At 71.3% G+C, this 21,436-nt stretch carries 17 protein-coding genes and 1 pseudogene; 1 reads left to right on the forward strand and 17 read right to left on the reverse strand.

The window, feature by feature from the left end; all coding sequences use genetic code 11:
• Positions 1–139: 139 nt before the first annotated feature.
• Positions 140–1,825, forward strand: a complete 1,686-nt coding sequence (locus tag ACFU5F_RS26620) for a ribonuclease J (protein ID WP_383892082.1) — start codon at positions 140–142, stop codon at positions 1,823–1,825.
• Between the two features lie 921 nt (positions 1,826–2,746).
• Here ACFU5F_RS26620 and ACFU5F_RS26625 read toward each other — a convergent pair.
• The 17 genes and pseudogenes from ACFU5F_RS26625 to ACFU5F_RS26705 form a co-directional block, all read right to left on the reverse strand.
• Positions 2,747–3,235, reverse strand: coding sequence for a GNAT family N-acetyltransferase (locus ACFU5F_RS26625; RefSeq protein WP_383892085.1), 489 nt, complete (start codon positions 3,233–3,235; stop codon positions 2,747–2,749).
• Positions 3,236–3,381: 146 nt separating this feature from the next.
• Positions 3,382–3,567, reverse strand: a pseudogene (locus ACFU5F_RS26630) (MBL fold metallo-hydrolase); the annotation flags it as partial.
• A 418-nt stretch (positions 3,568–3,985) separates the two neighbouring features.
• The gene (locus tag ACFU5F_RS26635; protein WP_383892088.1) at positions 3,986–5,230 is read right to left on the reverse strand and encodes an ATP-grasp domain-containing protein; all 1,245 of its coding nucleotides are present in this window, start codon (positions 5,228–5,230) and stop codon (positions 3,986–3,988) included.
• 53 nt (positions 5,231–5,283) lie between these two features.
• Complete coding sequence (ddaH, locus tag ACFU5F_RS26640; RefSeq protein ID WP_383892091.1) at positions 5,284–6,126, reverse strand: dimethylargininase; 843 nt, start codon at positions 6,124–6,126, stop codon at positions 5,284–5,286.
• 54 nt (positions 6,127–6,180) lie between these two features.
• Positions 6,181–7,368 (reverse strand): acyl-CoA dehydrogenase family protein, encoded by a 1,188-nt coding sequence (locus ACFU5F_RS26645; RefSeq protein WP_383892094.1) that lies wholly within the window; start codon positions 7,366–7,368, stop codon positions 6,181–6,183.
• 1 nt (position 7,369) lies between these two features.
• The gene (locus ACFU5F_RS26650) at positions 7,370–7,876 is read right to left on the reverse strand and encodes a flavin reductase family protein (RefSeq protein WP_319109024.1); all 507 of its coding nucleotides are present in this window, start codon (positions 7,874–7,876) and stop codon (positions 7,370–7,372) included.
• A gap of 19 nt (positions 7,877–7,895) precedes the next feature.
• On the reverse strand, positions 7,896–9,251 hold the full coding sequence (locus ACFU5F_RS26655) for an FAD-binding oxidoreductase (protein WP_383892098.1): 1,356 nt from the start codon (positions 9,249–9,251) through the stop codon (positions 7,896–7,898).
• The gene (locus ACFU5F_RS26660) at positions 9,248–9,592 is read right to left on the reverse strand and encodes a hypothetical protein (RefSeq protein ID WP_383892101.1); all 345 of its coding nucleotides are present in this window, start codon (positions 9,590–9,592) and stop codon (positions 9,248–9,250) included. Before ACFU5F_RS26660 ends, ACFU5F_RS26655 begins: the two co-directional genes overlap by 4 nt.
• A complete protein-coding gene (locus ACFU5F_RS26665) occupies positions 9,589–10,887 on the reverse strand; it encodes an acetyl-CoA carboxylase biotin carboxylase subunit family protein (protein ID WP_383892104.1) in 1,299 nt (432 codons plus the stop codon). The genes ACFU5F_RS26660 and ACFU5F_RS26665 overlap by 4 nt, the downstream gene beginning before the upstream one ends.
• Positions 10,884–11,957, reverse strand: a complete 1,074-nt coding sequence (locus ACFU5F_RS26670; protein WP_383892107.1) for an FAD-dependent oxidoreductase — start codon at positions 11,955–11,957, stop codon at positions 10,884–10,886. Before ACFU5F_RS26670 ends, ACFU5F_RS26665 begins: the two co-directional genes overlap by 4 nt.
• A 1-nt stretch (position 11,958) precedes the next feature.
• Positions 11,959–13,497: a class I tRNA ligase family protein gene (locus ACFU5F_RS26675; RefSeq protein ID WP_383892109.1), complete on the reverse strand. Its 1,539-nt coding sequence runs from the start codon at positions 13,495–13,497 to the stop codon at positions 11,959–11,961.
• Positions 13,494–13,865: a cupin domain-containing protein gene (locus ACFU5F_RS26680; protein WP_383892112.1), complete on the reverse strand. Its 372-nt coding sequence runs from the start codon at positions 13,863–13,865 to the stop codon at positions 13,494–13,496. Before ACFU5F_RS26680 ends, ACFU5F_RS26675 begins: the two co-directional genes overlap by 4 nt.
• Positions 13,865–15,145 (reverse strand): SidA/IucD/PvdA family monooxygenase, encoded by a 1,281-nt coding sequence (locus ACFU5F_RS26685; protein ID WP_383892115.1) that lies wholly within the window; start codon positions 15,143–15,145, stop codon positions 13,865–13,867. The genes ACFU5F_RS26680 and ACFU5F_RS26685 overlap by 1 nt, the downstream gene beginning before the upstream one ends.
• A gap of 168 nt (positions 15,146–15,313) precedes the next feature.
• A complete protein-coding gene (locus ACFU5F_RS26690; RefSeq protein WP_383892118.1) occupies positions 15,314–16,690 on the reverse strand; it encodes a helix-turn-helix domain-containing protein in 1,377 nt (458 codons plus the stop codon).
• A gap of 148 nt (positions 16,691–16,838) precedes the next feature.
• Positions 16,839–17,666, reverse strand: coding sequence for an isocitrate lyase/phosphoenolpyruvate mutase family protein (locus ACFU5F_RS26695; protein ID WP_383892121.1), 828 nt, complete (start codon positions 17,664–17,666; stop codon positions 16,839–16,841).
• A gap of 352 nt (positions 17,667–18,018) precedes the next feature.
• Positions 18,019–19,293: an MFS transporter gene (locus ACFU5F_RS26700; RefSeq protein ID WP_383892124.1), complete on the reverse strand. Its 1,275-nt coding sequence runs from the start codon at positions 19,291–19,293 to the stop codon at positions 18,019–18,021.
• 110 nt (positions 19,294–19,403) lie between these two features.
• Positions 19,404–21,326, reverse strand: a complete 1,923-nt coding sequence (locus ACFU5F_RS26705) for a FixH family protein (RefSeq protein WP_383892127.1) — start codon at positions 21,324–21,326, stop codon at positions 19,404–19,406.
• Between the last annotated feature and the right edge of the window lie 110 nt (positions 21,327–21,436).

Here is a 21,436-nt window from a genome sequence, read left to right on the forward strand (position 1 = left end):
CCGTGATGGCCTGCCCGGGCCGTCCGCCGACGTGATCCGATCGTCCCGGGGACCCGTTGCGGACGCACCGCTCCATCGGGAAGAAGAGATCACACAGGCGATGGATCATGCCGTCCCACTCTCCGGGTACCGTCTGGGTATGAGTCATCCGCACCCCGAGCTGAAAGCCGCCCCGCCCCTTCCCGCAGGAGGGCTGCGGATCGTCGCCCTGGGCGGCCTGGGTGAGATCGGCCGCAACATGACCGTCTTCGAGCACGCCGGCAAGCTGCTCATCGTCGACTGCGGCGTGCTGTTCCCCGAGGAGACCCAGCCCGGCGTGGACGTCATCCTGCCGGACTTCACCTCTATCCGGGACCGGCTGGACGACATCGTGGCCGTTGTCCTCACCCACGGTCACGAGGACCACATCGGCGGCGTGCCGTACCTGCTGCGCGAGCGGTCCGACATTCCCGTCGTCGGCTCCAAGCTGACGCTGGCGTTCCTGGAGGCCAAGCTCAAGGAACACGGCATCCGGCCGCGCACGGTTCGGGTGCGGGAGAACGACCGGCGTGGCTTCGGGCCCTTCGACTGCGAGTTCGTGGCGGTCAACCACTCCATCCCGGACAGCCTCGCGGTCGCGATCCGCACCCGGGCCGGGATGGTGCTGCACACCGGGGACTTCAAGATGGACCAGTTCCCTCTCGACGACCGCATCACCGATCTGCGCGCCTTCGCCCGCCTCGGCGAGGAGGGTGTGGACCTGTTCCTCACCGACTCCACGAACGCCGAAGTACCCGGCTTCACCACCTCCGAGCGTGAACTGAACCCGGCGATCGAGCAGGTGATGCGCACCGCACCGCGCCGGGTCATCGTCTCCAGCTTCGCCAGCCACGTGCACCGCATCCAGCAGGTCCTGGACGCCGCCCACCAGCACGGCCGGAAGGTCGCCTTCGTCGGCCGGTCGATGGTCCGCAACATGGGCATCGCCCGTGATCTGGGCTACTTGAAGGTCCCCTCCGGTCTCGTCGTCAGCACGAAGGAGCTGGAGAAACTCCCGGACCACAAGATCACTCTGGTGTGCACCGGTTCCCAAGGCGAACCGATGGCCGCGCTGTCACGGATGGCCAACCGTGACCACATGATCCGCATCGGCAAGGACGACACCGTCCTGCTCGCCAGCTCCCTCATCCCCGGCAACGAAAACGCCATCTACCGGGTGATCAACGGACTCACCCGGTGGGGCGCCCACGTGGTCCACAAGGGCAATGCCAAGGTGCACGTCTCCGGGCACGCCAGCGCAGGCGAACTCGTCTACTGCTACAACATCGTCAAGCCCCGCAACGTGATGCCCGTGCACGGCGAATGGCGCCACCTGCGAGCCAACGGCGACCTCGCCATCCGCACCGGCGTCGACCCCGACCGGGTCGTCATCGCCGAGGACGGCGTCGTCGTGGACCTCGTCGACGGGCGCGCGTCCATCACCGGCAAGGTCCCCGCCGGCAACGTCTACGTGGACGGCATGGAAGTCGGCGGCGCCACCGAAGCGTCCCTCAAGGACCGCCTCACCCTCGCCGCCGAAGGCGTGGTCACGGTCGTGGCGATCGTGGACGCGGACACCGGAGCCCTCGCGGAGGCCCCCGACTTCCTGGCCCGCGGCTTCGTCCACGACGACACGACCTTCGAGTCGGTCATCCCGGTCATCGAGAAGACCCTGGCCACAGCGGCCAAGGAGGGCGTCGGGGACGCGCATCAGCTCGAACAACTCGTCGCCCGCGCCGTGGCGAACTGGGCGTTCCGCACCCACCGCCGCAAGCCCCTCATCATCCCCGTCATCATCGACGCCTGAGCCACAGCACTGTCCCCGGTTCCACGGCCGGCGGGCATCGAGGTCGGGCATGTGAGTCAGCAGAACGTGTCGTCTGCTGTTATGGCACCTCTCCGTGGAACGCGTCGAGGGGCCCTGGCGCCGTACTGGCACCAGGGCCCCGAAGGAACTGCTACACCATCTGCCGGCCCTGATAGTGCACCGGCCTTCTGTTTCCGCAGACCCGACCGAGATGCCGTCGGGGGTGCGGGGATCGCGGTTGCCTGACCGGAGACCACCTCACTGTCGATGTCCTGCGGTACCCGGGCCCAAGACTTCCGCCCGGGCGATCCTGATGGTGCTCGCTCCTCCGTTCTTCCCTCTTGATCAACTGTTCACTACTGGTGACCTCGAACAGCGCCACTCTTCGGCAGCCAGCCCCGTCGCCCGTCCTGCGTCCGCTCCGGCTTGGAACCCCACTGCCGAACCTCCCGGTGCGCGCGCCCGCAGCCGACGCCTTCACCGAGGTACTGCCACTGACTTCACTGCTGGGTACTGCGAACCTTCACTTACCGGTACTGCCACTGCGGTACTGCTCGTGGCAGCCCCTGATCACTGCGGGCCGCCCGGTCCGGTCGTCAGTCCCGTCACCGTCCTGCAACCGCTCTGGCTTCGGAACTCCACCACCGCACCGTCCTGCAACTGCGTACTGCTGCCCGGCAGTTCATCTCTGCCTGACTCGCTCGATCTCGGCTACGAGAGAAACCATAACCACACCGCCGTCAAAAGTCTACTGTGACTGGTGCAGATTTACGTGCGGTCGAGGATGAGGTAATCCGCCTCGCCGGTGGTCGTTGGATGGTTCTAACAGCTCCGAGGCTCAGTCCGGCGCTCGCCGTGCCCCACCGCCGCGCAGCACGTCGGGCTGAGCGTGGCGTCGCCGACCGAGCCACGGCGGCCGTGTCATTCCGAAGGAATGCGAAACTCGAATTCGGGACGGTCCCACGGTACGGCGGGCGGGTTCGCGAGCGCGGTCCCGGTCCGCACTGCACCGACGCGGTGGTAGAAGTCCTCGGCGGGACGATGCGACACGACGTGGACACGGTCGAGCCCGGCGGCACGGGCCTCGGACTGCATGTGCGCGACGAGCAGCCGTCCAATGCCACGTCCTTGCGCCTCGTCAGCGACGAACAGCAGGTCGAGCTCCGGTGGAGCGAGGACGAGCGAGTAGAACCCGAGGACCCGGGCTCCATGCTCGTCGGCGCCGACGGCCACGAAGGCGCGGTGGGCCTCGATGTAATCAGGACCGACCCGGTAGCCCGCGACTGCGGCTGCGTACTTACCCGCGTAGGCGCCTGAGCCACGCACGAGCCGTGTGAGCCGTCTGGCATCCCGCGCGACGGCCCTCCGTATCGTGATCGGCCGGCTGATCGCGGAAGTGCGTGAACTCACCGGGGGAGTATTTCGCACCGGGTGGTGCCTCCGTGCGGCGGGTCGGCTGCTCGGACTGGAGATCCTGCAGCACTCCCGGGAACGAACGGGTGGTCGACGGCTGCTTCCCCTGGGCCTGCCGCAGCGAAGGAAGCCGGCCGCACACGGTCGTCCAGGTGCAGGAGGATCGGCGCGCCGGTGCGGTCGGCGAGGGCGGGAGCGGCGTCGATGTGGTCGTGGTGGGCGTGGGCGCACACGATGGCCGTCAGCCGGCGGTCGCCGATCGCCTGCGCGAGGGCGTCCGCGTCGTGGGCGGCGTCGATCACGAGCGCCTGGTCGTCGCCGACCAGCCACCACACCGGCCCCGAAGACACCACCAGCATCGGAGCTGAAGCCCTGCACCTGGACGCCTGGATCGAGCGCGGTCACCGACGAAGCGCCTGTGCGCCGCCACGCCGTCCGGTGTCCTCTGGTCGAAGACCACAGGCGAGCCTTCGGAACCGCCCGGTTGCAGTTCGGCACGGCAGCGATGCCGGCGGCACGGGCAGCGCCCGAACCTGGCCTTGCGTTGCCCGCCCCGGACACGCATGCCGACACAGCTCACCGCGCGGGCCGGGGTCGCGGGACGACGCCCCGGAACGTACTGAGAGCCCCTTTCACGGAGCGGGCCGGGTGGGCCGGGCTCCGGGGCACCTTGTCCGGCGGGGGAAAGCGCGAAGCGGGGGCCTGGTCAGGCCCCCGGTCGCATCGGCGTGCGTGGCGCGGGTGTGCTCAGACGGTGGTGATCCGGATCGAGTCGACCGTCTCCTCGGCCGTGCGCAGGGCGTCCGCCGACGTGGCTCCCCTGGTCATCACCGAGCCCACGCGGTCCCAGGAGCTCTGCAGTTCCCGCACGGTGTCCCCGGGCTTCAGGTGCAGCGAGAGGGAGAGGACGTCGTCCCTCCGGCCGGCCTCCTCGGCGCCGTCGACCGACACCACCTCGCCGGGCGCCGCCTCCATGAAACGGACCGCGGCGCCGCCCGCAGCCTTCCGCGGCAGCGGCTCCGGGCGCAGGCCCCGCATGACGGTGTAGAACGCCCCCGCCAGATCGATCCCGTACGCCTCCTCGATCAGCATCGGGATGCCGTCGCCGGGGAACCGGCCGGCGCACTCCACCAGGTACGGGCGGCCGTCGCTGACGATCCACTCGCAGTGCACCATGCCGCTGCCGAACCCGACCGCGCGCAGCACCTGCTCGGTCTGGGACACCATCAGGTCGTTCAGGTCGTCGGGGAGGCCGGCGGCGGGCACCGTGTGGCCCAGCTCGACGGGGCGCGGGCCGGGGAAGAGCAGCTTGCCGGTGACGTTGGAGAACAGCGTCTCGCCCTCACGGACCAGCAGTTCGACGCTGTACTCCGCGCCGCGGACGTACTGCTCGATGATCATCCGCAGTTCGCGCTCCCGGTCCGGCACCCGGTCGCCCTCGTCCTGGCTGGTGCACTCCACCCAGGCCGCGTCCAGGTCGTCCAGCGAGTGCAGCACCTTGGTGCCGACGGAGGCCTGCCGGTTGGCGGGCTTGAGGACCAGCGAGCCGGGGTGGGCGGCCGCGAACTCCCGTACCTCGTCCGGGGAGGTGACCTCCCGGGACGCCGGGTTGGGGACACCCGCGGCCCGGGTGACCCGGCGCAGCAGCGACTTGTCCCGCATGAGGGCGGCCGCTCCGGCGCCCGCCCCGGGCAGGCCGTACCGCTCGGCGAGCCGGGCCGCGAACGGCGTGGCGTACTCGACCAGGGGGGCCACGACGGCCGGGGCGAGGTCGGGGTAGGTGGTGTAGAACTCGTCGGCGGCGGCGGGGAGCTGGTACTCCCACTCGATCAGTTCGCGGAGTATCGCGGCGCCTTCGAGGGCCTGCTTGACGTCCTGCTTGCGGATCACGTCCGGTTCGTCGATGACGATCACGGAGTTGGGGGCGAACTCCTTGATGTAGGGGAGGATGTTGACGAATCCGACGATGATCCAGGGCTGCTGCTCGGTCATGATGCTTCTCCAGTGCCGGGGCGGGGGGCGCGGGTCGGGGGCGCGGGTCGGGGTCAGTGGCGGAGTTCGAGCGTGCAGCACTTGACGCTGCCGCCCGCCTTGAGCAGCTCGGACAGGTCCACGTGGTGGGTGGTGAAGCCGTGGGCGCGGAGCTTGGCCGCGAGACCGGTGGCCGGCTCGGGGAGGATGACGTTGCGGCCGTCGGAGACGAGGTTGAGTCCGAAGAGCAGGGCGTCCTCCTCGTCGGCGAGGACGGCCTTCGGGAACAGGCTCTCCAGGACCCGCAGGCTCTCGGCGTCGAAGGCGCCGGGGTAGTACACGATCTCGTCGTCGTCGAGGGCGGCCAGGGCGGTGTCCAGGTGGTAGAAGCGCGGGTCGATCAGTTTCAGGCCGATCACCGGGCGGCCGAACAGTTTCCGGGCCTCGTCCTGGGAGCGGGGGTCGGAGCGGAAGCCGTTGCCGGCCAGGACGGCCCGTGCGGTCGTCACGTAGTCGCCCTCGCCCTCGCTGGTGAAGGCGGCCTGGACCACTTCCGTATAGCCCCGGCCCCGGAACCAGTCGGCCCAGAACCCGGCCTCGGCCTGGCGCTCGGGGTGGCGGAACCGGGAGATCAGCGCCTTGCCGTCGACCACGAGAGCGCCGTTGGCGGCGAACACCATGTCGGGCAGCCCGGGGGCGGCGTCGATCGTGCGGACCCGGTGGCCGAACTCGACGTACAGGGCGCGCAGGTCCTCCCACTGGGCGAGGGCGAGTGCCTTGTCGGTGGGCTTCTCCGGGTTCATCCACGGGTTGATGCTGTACGTGACCTCGAAGTGCTCGGGGCGGCACATCACGTAGTCCCGGGTGCGAGCCCGACGCTCGGTCAGTTCCAGTGCGGGCGCGAGGAGTTCGGTCATGACAGGGGTGTCCCTTCGAAGTGAGGATGGGGTGGAGCGGGCGCTGGTGCGCGGTCAGCCGGTGATGCCGAGGCTGAGGGGGAAGGCGGGCCTCGCGCCGAGGAGGTGCGCGCCGGCGGACTGCAGGATCTTGTCCTGGGCCACCACGTGCTGGCACATCGTCATGGTGTCGCGCAGCCAGCGGTCGAGCGGGCTGGGCTTGTAGATGGAGGCGGTCTGCATCAGGTCGTACAGGCGCATCACGATGGAGCGGGCGGAACGGAAGGCGTGCAGCCGGGACAGGGGCAGCGCGGCGCGCTCGTCGGGGGTGAGGTCGTCGAGGGTGCCGCCGGCGGCCAGCACCTCCCACTGGCGTTCCATCGCGCCGTAGACGGCGGCGCGGGTGGCGTTGAAGTCGGCCTCGCACTCGGCCAGTCCGACCTGGATCCGCCAGTTGTCGGCCCAGCCACCGCCGCCGGGCGGGGACTTGGCCACGACCTGCTCGCGCACCCAGTCCAGCGCGGCCCTGGCGACGCCGAGCGGGACGCCGGGCATGTTGCGCATGTGGACCTCGGGCTGGGCCAGCGGGCCCTCGCCGTTGCGGACCGTGCCGAAGGTGAGCGTGTGCCCCTCGGGGACGAAGACGTCGTGGATCGCGTAGTCGCAACTTCCGCTGCCCGCGAGGCCGGTGGTGTTCCAGGTGTCGATGATCTCGACGTCCGACTGCGGGACCATCAGCAGGATGGAGTCGTGCGCCCCGTCGACCAGGTACGGTTCGCCGTCCTCGTAGACGAAGGCGCCGGAGATCACCCAGTCGGCGTGGGTGATGCCGCTGCCGAACTGCCACTTGCCGGTCAGCCGGTACCCGCCGTCGACGCGTTCGGCCCGGCCGGTGGGAAAGAGCAGGCCGGCGGTGGTCATGTCCAGCCGGGGAAACATCTCCTTGGCGACCGTCTCGTCGAGGAAGGAGGCGTAGAGGCCGGAGTCCATCCCGATCATCACGGCCCAGCCGGCCGAGGAGTCGCCGTAGGCCAGGGCCTCGACCACCTGAGTCTGTTCGACGGAGGTCAGCTCCGGGCCGCCCCATGCCTTGCTGAAGCCCATCCGGAACGCTCCGGTGGAGCGGATCAGTTCGACCACGTCGGCGGGCAGACGGCGGTTCTGCTCGATCTCGACCGCCCGCTCACGCAGTCGCGGTGCCAGGGCCCGGGAGGCGGCGAGGATCTCGGCGGCGGTGTTGGGGATCGCCTGGGTGTGCGTCATGTCAGGACTCCTTGGCCGTGGCGGTCGCGAGCTGGTGGAAGTTGCCGTGCAGGAAGAGCAGGGGAGGCTGCTGGTCGCGGACGCCGGTGGAGACCACCTCGCCGATCAGCATCGTGTGGTCGCCGAGGTCGAAGCTGTCCCAGAGCACGCACTCCAGGCTGCTCTGCGCGTCCAGCATCAGGGCGCCGGTGGCGGGGCCGGGGTTGGCCTCCAGTTCGGCGACGGCCTCGGCGCGGGCGTCACGCCCCTTGGCCAGGCGCCGGGCCAGCGGCTCGGCGTCGCTGTCCAGGATGGAGACGGCCCACTTCTTGGTCTCCAGCAGATCGCCCAGGAACTGGGAGTCGCGGTGCAGCGACATGGAGACCAGGGGCGGGTCGAGCGAGACGGAGGTCAGTGAGTTGAGCGTCACGGCGTCGTGGCGGCGCAGGCCCCCGCGGTCCGTGTAGGTCGTGGCGACGCAGACTCCGGTGGCGAAGTTGCGCATCGTGCCGCGCAGATCGGGTGACATGACGGCTTCTCCTCGAAAACTAGACGGCCTGGGCGAAGGTGAAGACCCGCTCGGGGTCGTAGCGGCGCTTGATCTCGCGGAGCCGGGGCAGGTTGGGGCCGAAGTAGGCGGCCTGCGCCTCGGACAGGTCGGGGTCGGCGAAGTTGACGTAGGAGGCGTCCCGGGCGTGGGCGCCCATCGCGGCGTGCAGCTCGGTCAGCCAGTCGAGGTTGGCGCGGCGCACCTCGGCGGGGTCGTCGGTGGACCAGGAGGTGTCCATGGAGACCAGGAAGAGCACGTCCCGGTGCGGGAAGGCGGTCTCGGTGACGGGGACGCGGTTGATGGCGCCGCCCCAGGTGAACAGGGCGATTCCGGCGCCGTCGGGGTTGCCGCTGCCGGGCCACTTGCGCAGGGCGGTCAGCATGGTGTCCACGCCGGCCTCGGTGAGCGGCTCGCCGACCGTGCGGGTGCGGACCGCGAACGGGTCCCCCGAGGTCTCGTGCCGCAGGTAGTCCTTGGCCTCCCAGTAGCCGCGGTCCTCGATCTCCACGGTGGACGGCGAGCCGGTCTCCAGCGCGGGGGCCAGCAGTGCGCGCAGTTCGGAGGCCGGGCCGAGGTGCTGACCGATCACCGAGACGACCCCGTCGTCGTCCCCGGCACGGTTGACACCGATCCGGGCGGCGAACCGGTCCGGCGCGTCCCGCATGATGCGCTGCATCACCGGCAGGACCGCCTCGGCGTCGTCCATCGGCCACAGCACGAGACAGGTGGAGCTGTCGACCGTCGGACGGGCCTGGAAGGTGAAGGAGACGTTGATCCCGAAGTTGCCGCCGCCCCCGCCCTTGCAGGCCCAGAACAGGTCGGGGTGGCGGGTCTCGTCGCAGACGACGAGCGTACCGTCGGCGAGGACGATCTCGGTCTCCACCAGGGAGTCGCAGGTCAGACCGAAGGCCCGGGAGACCGCGGCCACGCCGCCGCCGAGGGTGAGGCCGCCGATGCCGACCTCGTCGGAGTTGCCGAGCGGCACAGCCAGGTCGTGGCGCTGGAGTTCGGCGTACAGCTCGCCGGAGCGTGCCCCGCCGCCGACCGTGACCAGTTCCCGCTCGCGGTCCACCGTGATGGTGTTCAGCCCGTGCAGGTCGAGCACCAGTCCCGGGGTTGCGGCCTGGCCGGCGTAGCTGTGGCCGCCGCCGCGGGCCACCACCGGCAGCCCCTGCTCGCGGGCCCAGGTGATGCCCCGGGTGACGTCCGCGACGCTCGCCACCGAGAGGACGCCGGCCGGACGGATGTCCGCGTAGCGCTTGTTGAAAGCACCGCTGTTCTCGTCGAAGCCGGGCTCCCCCGGCAGCCGCACCGTTCCGTCGACCCGCTCGCGCAGGCCCTGCCAGTCGGTCATCCCGCTTCCTCCGGTTCCGTGACTTCCGTCAGGTACGAGACGCCGGTCTCGGAACGCGGGGTGTACCGCTTCCACTCCTCGCGGAGCAGCAGACCGAACTCGATGTCCTGTTCAGGGGTGTTGACGGTGCTTCCGGCGATGACCTCGCCGCCGTCCAGCACCATCGTGTAGGCGAGTCGGAGCGTGCCGTCCGGCTCGCAGATCCCGTTGACGCTCCCCCGGCGCACCTGGCCTCCGGCGAAGTCCGCCCACACCAGGTCGTCCTTCTGGTGGTAGTGGGCCGTCACCCCGTCCGCCGCGGCCAGTTTCCGGAACTGGCGGCCGTTGTAGTCGATGCTCATACGTCGGCGTCCAGCAGCCCGGCGGGCATCTCCAGCCGCGCGGCGACGTCCTTGCGCTCCAGTGGGTCAGCGTCCAGCTCGACGGCCGCGACGGCCGCGCCGAGGCGCTCCCGGCAGGTCCCGGTGTCCTCGCCGGCGCAGACCACGAAGGAGTGCCGGGAGAGGTATCCGCCGGGCGGGAGCCGCAGTTCGGTGCCCGGTTCGACCATCGGGGAGGCGGTCACCAGGCCCGGCAGTCCGGTCGGTACCCGTACCGCGTGGATGGTGGAGTCCTCCGCGGGATAGCCGAAGCGGATGCCCGCGACCTCGTGCCGGGTGAAGGCGGTGTCCGGGCGGAGTCCGGCCGCGACCTCCACCAGCACCTCGCCGGTGTCGATCCCGGTGGCGATCCGACCCAGGAAGGGGATCAGGTCGCCGCCGAGCCGGCCGTTGATCTCGATGATCACCGGGCCGTACGAGGTGAGCTTGACCTCGGTGTGGGTCAGCCCGTTCTCGACGCCGAGCACTTCGTGGGCCTTGGCCAGGACGTCGATCAGCTCCGGGTCCCGCAGCAGCGGGTCCGCCGCGTCCACGACATGGCCCACCTCCTCGAAGTACGGGTAGTGCCCGGTCTCCTTGCGGGCCACGAACAGCGCCCGGTACTCGCCCTGGTGGACGACGCCGTCGATGCTGATCTCGGGACCGCGGGCGTAGCCCTCGACGATCGCGCCACCCCGGAAGGGCTCGTCGCCGACCAGGCTGGCGTTGGAGGCGACCAGGTAGGCACGCTCCAGCTGGGTCTCGTCCTCGGCGAGGACGACGCCCATCGAGGCGCCCAGCGCCCGTGGCTTGACGACCACCGGGTAGCCGATCCGGGCGGCCACCTCGCGGGCCTGCTCCAGGGTGTCGGTCAGCTCGAAGCCGGGCTGGGGCAGCCCGGCCGCGGTCAGCATCGACCGGGTCCGGTGCTTGTCGCGGCAGCCCTGCACGCCGGCCAGTCCGAGGCCCGGGAGCCCGAACTCGGCGGCGAGTTCGGCGGCCGGCATCACCAGCGGCTCGTCGTAGCAGAACAGCCCGACCACCGTACGGCGGCTCGCGATCTCCCTGGCGGCGGCGCGGAGTTCGTCGTGGTCGAACACGTTGGCCACGGTGATCTCGTCGAAGTAGCCGGTCTGCCAGGTGGGCTTGAGGTTGTTGACCAGGACCAGTTTGAGATCCAGCTCGGCCGCCCGGCGGGCGGCGGACTCGATCAGGTACTCGCGGTAGACCTTGAGTCCGCTGCCGATCACCAGCAGCACGCGGTCTTCGGCGCTCATATCGTCTCCTCCCGGAAGTCAGTGGTGAGTGCTTCGAGAATCCGTTCGGCGACCAGCGGGGCGGTACGGAAGCCGTCTCCGCCGCTGGCCGTCCTCGCCCAGGTGTGCGGGCCGATCTTGACCAGGTGGGCGGCGCCGGTCTCGGCGTCCACCAGGTAGTGGCAGCGCTTGACCGCGATCACGCTGTAGCGGTCGGGGTCGGTCAGGAACCGTTCGGCCAGGACCTGTTCGGCCCAGCGGCGCTCCTCCACCGAGGAGCCGGTGGTGACCGCGTCCGCCTCCCGGCAGACCGAGGCCGAGCTGACCTTGAGCAGCGTCCCTTCGCCGGGCGGCAGCAGCCAGGCCAGGCCCGAGGTGCCGATGCGGCCGATCCCCGGGGTGTTCTCCCAGGCCGACGCCAGCTGCTCCGGCGGCTTGAGGTAGACCAGGGTCTGCCGGTGCAGCACCATCGGCAGGTCGACCAGGTCCTTGGACCAGGGGCCGGTGGCGATCAGGGTGAGGTCGGAGTCCAGGAACTCCGCGTCGGGCAGGTACACCCGGCCGGTCTCCGGGTCCACCGCCTTGACCTGCTGCCAGGGGCGGAGGGTCACGTTGGGCTGCTCGTTCAGCCAGCGGACGAGCACCTGCAGCGCGTGGTCGGCGAGCAGGACGCCGCCGTGGCGCTCCAGCACCCCGACGGTGTTCTCGGGGAACCGGACGTGGGGCACGGACTCCGGGTCGACCACGCTGACGGGCAGGTCGGCGGCGGCCGCGGCGGCCATCACCTCGTCCACCTCGTCGGCGGCCCAGGCGGTGATCATGCCGACCCGGCGGTAGAACTTCGAGCCGGTCAGGGCCTCCAGCGCCATCCAGCGGCGGTGCGCCACCGCGACGCGTCGGGAGGCGGCGCGGTCGGTCAAGTCGAGCGCGCGGACGGCGCGGTGCTGGTCGAAGGAGGTGGAGCCGGGGTTCGGGATGGCGTCCCGGTCGAGGACCGTGACGTGGTGTCCGGCCAGCGCGCAGCGCACCGCCGAGAGCAGTCCGGTGACCCCGGCGCCGACCACCACTACGCGTCGTCTGTCGGTGCCCATCTCACATCGCCTCGCCGTCCAGCCGCGGCAGCGGCCCCACGGTGACCTCGGTGGTCGGGTCGTCATACGTCAGGCGGGTGCCGACGCCGGCGCGTTCGGCGAGGTCGATCAGGAGGGGCGCGGCGCCCCGGAGCACGGTCTGCACCTGGTGGTAGAAGTCGCCGGCCTGTGCGTCGGTGACCTCCCAGCGGTCCAGTCGGCCCAGCTGTTCGGCCAGCGTCTCCGCGGCCCGGCCGAGGCTGAAGGTGGCGAGTTCGTAGGAGGCGGCGAACCGTGCGGTGATCCGGGCGGCGGCCTCACGGGAGGCGGCGGAGACCGGCAGGGTCTGCCCGGCCCAGCGTTCGGCCTTGGCGGCGACCCGGTTCCACGGCTCGACCAGGCGGGCTCCGGTGACGGCGGCCAGAGCCGACCAGCCGAAGTTGGTGCGCTGGTTCTCGGGGCTGGTGGCGGCCAGGTGGTAGCGGCCGATGTCCCGCGGCAGTCTGTCCGCGAGTTCCTGCCCCCAGACCAGGTGGCCCCGGCTGGTGGAGAACTTCTGGTGCTCCAGCTCGTAGAACTCGTTGGTGACGAAGCCGGCGGGCAGGGCGTACCGGTCGTGCAGGGCGAGCAGCATGGCCGCCCCGGCGATGGCGAACGGGAAGGTGTTGTCGAAGCCGAGGAAGTAGACGACCTCGGTGTCGGATTCCGGCCACCACAGCTGGTCGTCCTCGGCCAGCACCTCGCCGCGTATCTCGGCGGAGAGGCCAGTGGTGTAGATGGACCAGGCCATCGTCTCGGCGTTGGGGTTGACGCTCTGTCCGGCGACCTCGGGGAAGGGGGCGGGGATGCCCCAGGAGATCGGGTAGGTGAGGGGGAAGTCCGGCAGCGGACGGGACAGCATCTCCTCGACGGCCTGGGCCATGTGCGGCCGCAGCGCGGCACCGGTGGTCGCGAAGTACTCCCGCAGCCGCCCCCGGTACTCCTCCAGCGGCAGCACCAGGACCGGGATCTCATGCCATTCCAGGACCTCCTCGGGGTTCTCGGCGGAGCGGGCGTCGATCAGGTCGCCGGCGGCCAGCGGGTGGCCGCAGCTCTCGCAGAGCCCGGCGCAGCCCTCGGCCAGGCAGTTGGGGCAGCCGCCCTTGACGAAGCCGTCGACCAGGTACTGGCCGGTGCTCGGCGCGTAGGGGAACAGGGTGGGTCGCAGGACCAGCTTTCCCTCGTCGTGGAGGCGGCTGACGAACCGCAGCACCTGTTTGGTGAAGCGTTCCTCGTCGCGGGTGAAACCGTCCACCGCGATGCCCATCGCGGCGAGGGTGGACTCGATCCTGGCGGTGGAGTCGGCGACCAGGGCCTCGGGGGTGGTGCCCAGCCGGCGGGCCGTGGTGACCACGAAGGTGGAGGTGTCCTGGGCACCGGTGCCGAAGACGGTCTCCCGGCCCACGGCACGCTGGTAGCGGGTGAAGACGTCGGCGGCCAGGAACGGGCCGGCCAGATGGCCGAGGTGCAGGTCGCCGTTGGCGGTCGGGGCGGGTGAGATCACCGCCACGCGCTTGCTCATGCTGTGCTCTCCTTCTGATGGCGGGTCAGGAAGCTCTGCGACATGTCGGTGTCCCACCAGATCCCGTAGTACTCGAAGTCCTCGGCGGAGTCGTTGACCACCTTGTGGTCGCAGCCCGGCGGCAGGTGGACGATGTCGCCGGCGGCGAACTCGCGCTCGGCGCCGTCCACCACCAGGGCGGCACGGCCGCTCAGCGCGATGAAGATCTCGTACTCGTGATGGCTGTGCGGGGTGGACTCGCCCCCGGCCCGGACCACGCACCAGGCGCCCTCGAAGGGGGCGTTGAGCGCGTCCCAGGGCTGCAGGCGTTCGCCCTCGATGCCGTAGGCGGGGGTCAGGTTGGCGCGGTCCAGTCGACGGATCTCCATCAGCGGACCCCGGTCGTCGCGCCGACGCTGCGGCGGTCCAGCAGATCGGTGGTGATCTCGTGCGAACGCTGGGCGAGCACGCTCAGCAGCGAGTCGGAGATGCCGTGGGTGCGCTCGTTGAAGCCCTGCAGATAGAGACCGGCGCGGGCCTCGCCGAGGTCCACCCGGTAGCGGCGGTTCACCTCGACGTGGTCGACGCCCACCTGGCCGGCCAGGCTGCGGACCATCGCGGGCATGCGCTGGTCGTAGCCGGTTCCGAGCAGGACCAGGTCGCAGCGGAGGATCTCGACGCGGCCGGTCCTGCGGTCGCGCAGTTCGAGGACGACCTCGCCGTCCTCCTCGCGGGCCGCGATCACCTCGGTCATGGACCGGACGGCGGAGCGCTGCGAGCCCGTCAGCTTCTGCTCGTAGAGCTTCATGTACATCTCGTCGAGGAACGGAGCCGCCAGACCCGCGTAGTTGGTGAGGTGGACCTCGTCCAGGATCTGCTTGCGGGCGTCCGGGGAGCTGCCGTGGAACTCGTCGATGAAGGACGGGAAGAACAGCTCGTTGACGAACTTGCTGGTCTGGTAGTTCATCAGGCCGATCGAGCGGTGCACCAGGGTCGGCTGACTGAGCGGCAGGTCCTGGTGGACGGCGACGAACATCTCGGCGGCGCTCTGCGCGGCACCGATCACCACCACCCGTACCGGGCGGTCGATCGGGTACTGGGCGATGCGGGTGGAGTACTGGGTGCTGTGGATCAGCCGGTCGTGCGGCAGGCCGGCGAACTCGGCGGGGATGTTGGCGTCGCGGCCGGTGCCGACCACCAGGTCGCGGGCGTCCACGGTGTCGCCGTCGGTCAGGGTGACGCGCCAGCCGACCACGGTGCCGTCGTCGGCCTTGCGCGGGGCGACGCTCTGCGCCCGGGAGTTGTAGCGGACCCCCACGTGGTCCAGGGAGTTGGCCACCCACTGGAGGTACTCGGAGATCTCCCGGCGGAAGGGGTTGAAGGTGCCGAGGTTGACGAACTCGTCGAGCCGGCCCTTGGCGTGCAGGAAGGAGAGGAAGGAGAACCGGCTCTGCGGGTTGCGCAGCGTCACCAGGTCCTTGACGAAGGAGACCTGGCTGCGGGCGAACGGCAGCAGCAGGTTGCGCTGCCACACCACGTCGTGATGCTGCTCCAGTATCAGCGTGTCGGACGCCAGTCCGGTGGCACCGGACTCCTCGATCGCCACCGCCAGGGCCAGGTTGGAGGGGCCGGCGCCGATCGCCAGGACCTCGACCTCGTGGTTAGTCATGCTCAGCCTCTCGTGACTCGTCCTACCGCTCGTTCGAGCGAGCAGGTGAACGGTCCGAAGTGGTGTTCGGTCCGTTCGATAGGACGAGTACAACGAGGTGGGCTGTTGATCGACAGACTTGTCCGGAGCGGACAATCAACGGGCGGCGGCCCGGAGTTGATCGGAGGGTCAGGTCAGCTGCCGGGCACCCGCCCTCGGCCGCATCCGGGGGAACGGCACCGAACGACGAGGCAGCAGGTTGTGGGCGGGATCGCGGTCGGCGACGAAGGCCCGCGCGAGCGGGTCGAGCCGGTACGCGCCGAACCGTTCGGTGGTCCGGAGCATGCCCGCCTCGACCAACTCGTCGATCAATTGATCGGCTCCGGCGAGGATTGATTCGTCGCCCCGCAGCTCCGGCTCGGGGAGGTGCGCGAGCCGGTCGAGCAGATCGGAGGCCGGGTCGCCGAGCTGGACGTGCGCCGAGTTGAGGATCTCGCGCATGGAGAGGTCACCGACGCTGAGCCAGTCCAGCAGCGCCTCCGGGCGGTCGAGCCGGCCCACGGCCGCGCGCAACGACAGCTCGGGGCGGGCGAGCAGCTTGCGGGTGGCGATGTCCAGCGCCAGCGGCAGGTCGCCGCAGAGTCCGGCCAGCCGGTCGGCGCTCGCGGGGTCGGCCTGGGCGCGCTCCGGCAGTCCCCGGGCGATCAGGGCGACGGAGTCGGCCCGCGGCAGCGGCTCCAGCCGGACCCGCTGGACGTCACGCAGGCCGAGCAGCGAGGAGCGGCTCACCACGAGGGTGGTGCTGGTCGGGGAGTCGACCAGCAGCGGGCGGACCTGCCGCTCGCAGTACACGTCCTCCAGCAGCACGAGCACCCTGCGCTGCACGAGCAGCGAGCGGTAGAGCCCGGCCCGCTGGTCGACCGTCGTCGGTATGCGCTCGGCGGGCACCCCGAGGGCGGTGAGGAACGCACCGAGCAGGGAGGACACGTCGTACCCTCCCTGGGGCACCGGTCCGACGACCGCGTAGAGCTGGCCGTCCACCATGTCGGGGGCGAGGTCGTGCGCGTGGTGCAGGGCCAGTTCGCTCTTGCCCACGCCGATCGGGCCGTTGATGACCACCGGGCCGGCGGGGGCGGCGGCGAGCCGGGCCAGTTCCTCGGCGCGGCCCACCAATCCCTGCGGGCGGGGCGGCAGTTGGAACGGCTTCGGCAGCGCCGGCACGGCGTCCCGCGGCTCCGGGGGTGTCGCCACCGACTCCGGTTCCCGGGACTGTGGGGCGGGGCGCGGCGGTGTCACCGGCACCCCGCTGCCGGCCGCCGCCAGCCAGCGCCGGCGCCACTCCTCCCGGTCACCTCCGCAGGCGGCCACGTAGGCCAGGGCGACCTGCAGCGTGGGCAGCCGGTGCCCGTTCGCCGCGCTGGACAGGACCGAGGCCGAGTACATGGCGGCCTTGGCCATGTCCCGGTACGTCGGGCTGCCGGCCTCGGTCCTCAGTCTGCGCAGGCGGCCGGCGAAGTCCGCGACCGCTCCCCCCGAGGCGTCCACCGGTTTCTCCGGTCTCCCCATTTCCATCCCCTAGATCTCTCGTATACGTACTGGATGGGCTCGTATACCTCTGGAAAGCACGAGGGGCGGACCAGTGCGGTGTCACCGACCGACCCGCGCCCCCGTGCGCGGGTACGTCGGACGGGCCGCGAGGTGTGTCCCGCGCCGCTCAGCGACTGAAGCTGCTGTTCACCGCGCCGAAGTCGAGCGCGTCGGCCAACACGTCGTACGTGCCCTCGCCGACCATCTCGGCGGCGGCCCGGTGGGCCACCGTGTAGGCGGCCTGGGCGATGGCGGTGCCGACGCTGACCCGGCGGACGCCGACCGCCTCGAACTCGGACACCGTGGGCGCGCCCGGGCCGGCCATCACGTTGACCGGCAGCGGCTGGCCCTTCACCAGCTCGGCGATCACGGCGAGGTCGAGCAGCCCCGGCACGAACAGGACGTCCGCACCGGCCTCGGCACAGGCCGTGGCACGGGCCAGCACGTCGGCCTGGCGGCCCTCGGGTGCACCGATCCCGAAGAGGAAGACGTCGGTGCGCAGGTTGATCACCAGCTCGGGCAGCCCGGCGCGTTCCGCGGCCTGCCGCGCGGCGCGGATCCTGGCCGCCTGCTCCTCCGCCGTGAACAGCTCGCCGTCGGGCTTGGAGTCCTCGAGGTTCACGCCGACGACGCCCGCCCCGACCATGGCCGTGACGGTCTCGGCGACGTCCTCGGGCGTCGGTCCGTACCCGCCCTCGATGTCGGCGGTCACGGGGACGTCCACGGCGTCGACGATGCGGCGCACGAGGGTCGTCATCTCGTCGCGGGTGAGGGCCTGCTGGTCGGGCCTTCCCGCCGACCAGGACACGCCACCGCTGGTGGTGGCGATGGCCTTGGCGCCGCCCTGGGCGATGAGCGCCGCACTGCCGGCGTCCCAGGCGTTCGGCAGCACCAGGACGCCCTTCTCGTGCAGCTCGCGGAGGAGGACGGCCTTGACCTGCTGGTTGTTCGCCATGACGGCACCTTTCACAAAAGAGGATCTACTCAACATGCTTCCCGAAAAGGGAATAACGGTCGACGGATTCCGGGGGACTCCGTCAGGTCGCGATGCGCGACCGGGGGCTGCGGCCGGGGCCCCGCGACGGCATCCCGGGACCGGTCCACGCAACCGAGGTGGCGCCTCCGTGGAGCACGGCGGGGCGCCACCTCCGGATCGGAAGGGACGGTTCGCGTGGACGGGTGGGAGGGACGGGCCGCAGAGAGACGGGGCGGAGGGGACGGGTCGGAGCGCGTTCGACGGAGGGCGTTGGACGGAGGATGCCGGTCGGAAGGGGGACGGGCGTGTGCGGCGGGACGGATCGCGGACGTCACACGGCCGCGGGCTCCCGCAGCAGCGTCGTCTCGGGCGCCGGACGCTTCATCGTCACGGACATGATCGCCGCGGCGATGCTGAGGGCACCGGCGACGTACCACGCGGGCGCGTAGCTGCCGAAGCCGTCGCGGGTGAGGCCGGCCGCGGTGGCGGCGAAGGCGGCACCGAGCTGGTGGGCGGCGAAGATCCAGCCGAACACGATCGGCGCGGACATGCCGAAGTACTCCCGGCACAGGGCGACGGTCGGCGGCACGGTGGCGATGAAGTCGAGTCCGTAGAAGATGACGAACACCAGCATGAAGCCGGTGACCTCTTCGCTGAACAGCTGCGGCAGGATCAGCAGCGACACCCCGCGCAGCGCGTAGTAGGCGAGCAGCAGGATCCGTGAGTCGTAGCGGTCGCTGAGCCAGCCGGACAGGACCGTGCCGATGAGGTCGAAGATCCCGATCAGGGCGAGCAGCCCCGCGGCGGTGACCGTCGGCATGCCGTGGTCGTGGGCGGCGGGGATGAAGTGGGTGTTGACCAGCCCGTTGCTGGTGGCGCCGCAGATGGCGAACGCCATGGCGAGGAACCAGAACGCCTTGGTGCGGGCGGCGCTCTTGAGACCGTCGATGGCGAGCCGTGCCGCGTTGTTGACGGCCGGCGGCGGGGGGACGATCTCGTCGGCGCCGTACGGCGGGATCCCGACGTCGGCGGGGTGCTCACGGAAGAAGAACAGCACGAGCGGCACCGTGGCGAAGGCGACGACGGCCACCACGATGGCCGCGGTCCGCCAGCCGCCCGGCGCCTCGGAGAGCTTGGCCACCAGCGGCAGGAACACCAGGGAGCCGGTGGCACCGCCCGCCGAGAGCAGGCCGGTGACCAGGCCCTGCTGCTTGACGAACCAACGGGTGCCGATCGTGGCGACGAAGCCCAGGGAGATGGCGCCGGCGCCCAGGCCGACCATCACGCCCCAGAGCATGACCAGTTGCCAGGACGCGGTCATGAAGACGGTCAGGCCGCTGCCCAGGGCGATCAGCGACATGGCGCCCGCGGTCACCTTGCGCACGCCGAAGCGTTCCATCAGCGCGGCGGCGAACGGCGCGGTGACGCCGTAGAGGGCGAGGTTGACGGACATGGCGAAACCGATGGTCCCGTTGGACCATCCGAACTCACGATGCAGCGGCTCCACCAGGGCACCGGGGGTCGCCCGGAACCCAGCCGCCGCGACCAGCGCGACGAATCCGATGGCCGCGATCATCCACGGCCACATGAACTTGTGACGAATCATTCGCCCAGCGTGGTGGATGCCCGACGGCCCGGAAAGCGGAGCGCGGACACCTTGTCAGGTCCGCGCTTACCATGGGCCGGCAGCGCGATCGCCGTCGGCCGGCGGGGTGTTCAGCGCCCGATGGTGAGCCGGCGCTTCTCGGTCGTCTGGTCGATGTCGGACGAGCGTACGGTCAGCGTCACCGTCCACGCGCCCGCCAGCGGGAGCCGGACCGCGCCCTTCCAACGCCCGTCGCCGTCCGCCCGGAGCGTCACCCGCAGCGGTCCGAGGTCCTCGGCCGGCAGTGTGAAGGCCAGACCGGTCTCGGGTACGTCCGCCGGCCGCCCGTCCGCCCCGGCCAACCGCAGCGTCACGGTGCGGCCGCCGGTCGCCGCCGGGACCAGCCGCACCGTCGCCGTGCCCCGGGCGTTCGCGGTCCGGCCGCCGGTGTCGTACGGGATCGTCAGGGTGAGGGGGCGGCCCGGCGCGGCGTTCGCGGCCGGCGCGGCCGGGCCGCGCGGGGCAAAGCCGTCGGCGCCCGCCGTCCGGGCCGGCGGGGTGGCGGTGAGCATCGTGGTCACCGCGAGGACCGCCACGGCCATGACCGACTCCGCGAGGACGGAACGGCGCAGGCCCACCCGCGCGGACCGGCTCGGCTCCATCGGCGCGGACCGGCGCAGGCCCACCCGCACGGACCCGTCCTCGGCCCCCGACGGTGCCGGGCCCGCCGTCGGGTCGGCGGAGGGCGCGGACGGGGCGGCGGAGGGCGCGGACGGGGCGGCGGAGGGCGCGGTCGGCGTCCCGGAGCGCAGGCGAGCGAGGCGGGAGCGGGAGAACCACGCCGCCCCGAGCATCAGGGCCACGCACCCGATCTTGATCAGCAGCAGCCGTCCGTACTCGCTGTCGAACAGCGCCGCCCAGGAGCCCAGACCGCGCCAGGACTGGTACAACCCCGTCAGGACGAGGACCGTCACCGAGCCGGCGGCCACCAGGGAGAAGCGCTCCACCGCGGCGGGCGTGAGCCCGTGGCGGAGCCCGACCGCCAGCGTCACCAGGCCGCCCAGCCACGCCGCCATCGCCAGCAGGTGCAGCGCGGTCACCGGCAGGGCCAGCCAGACCTGGACGCCCTCGGAGGCGTGGTTCGTCATGACCCAGGTCGCCGACAGCCCGACCGCCAGCGCCCCTCCGGCCGCGCCGAGGCGGCCGCGGGACCAGGAGCGGCCCTTCACCCCGTCGTCGGAGTTCCCCGACTGCCCCGACTGCCCTACCAGCAGCACCAGATACACACCGCACGCGGCGAGCAGCAGCAGGCGGATCGCCAGGGCCACGTAGATCCGCTCGTCCACGGGGACATGGGCCTCCGCCGTAGCGGGATCCCCCGACGGCGTGACACCGCTGCCCTGTTCGTACGGGCCGCGCAGCATCATCAGCACCACGGTGGAGCCCAGCAGACCGATCCAGCCGGCCGCCAGCAGCCTCTGCACGCGCCGGACCGCCGCGCCCGCCGGCCAGCAGATCAGGACGAACGCCACCGCGCCCGCCAGCAGCGCGAACGCGGCGTACGCGACCGCCCGCCCGGTGCCGTACAGGAAGGAGATCAGACCGTCGGTCCGGGTGCCTCGGAGTTCGTCGACGGAGACAGAGCTGGCGGACGGCTTCCCGACGGAGAACGTGAACGCGCCGCCGCCAGGGTGCGAGTCCGCGAAGATGACCTGCCAGGCCACCGTGTAGGTGCCGTCGGCGAGGCCGTCGCGCAGGGCCACCCGGGCCGTCTCGTTCCGGCCGCCGGCGTGTCCGGGAGTACCGGTGTCGACCCGTTCGCCCGCTGGATCGAGGACCCGGAGCGAGTCGGCCGGCAGCGTCACCCCCTCGCTGAAGGTGAGCGTGACCGCGGACGGCTGCCGGGGTACGACCGAGTCCGGCGTCGGGTCGGTGGAGTCGAGCTCCGCGTGGGCGGCCGCGGTTCCGGCCCCGCCCAGCACGATCAGCACGGCCGCGAGCACCGCCGTCAGCGCGCCGAGTGCCCGGCGCACCCGCACGGATCCCCTGTTCATACCTGCCTGCTCCCCCGTCGGTGGGTGATCGGCCCGCCCCGCGCGCGAGCGGGGCGGGGTGACGGACTCGTGGCTGTGGACGGCCGCGCGGACCGGGCCCCGGGTGCGCA

The organism is Streptomyces sp. NPDC057438, from assembly GCF_042802995.1.
Classification (GTDB): domain Bacteria; phylum Actinomycetota; class Actinomycetes; order Streptomycetales; family Streptomycetaceae; genus Streptomyces.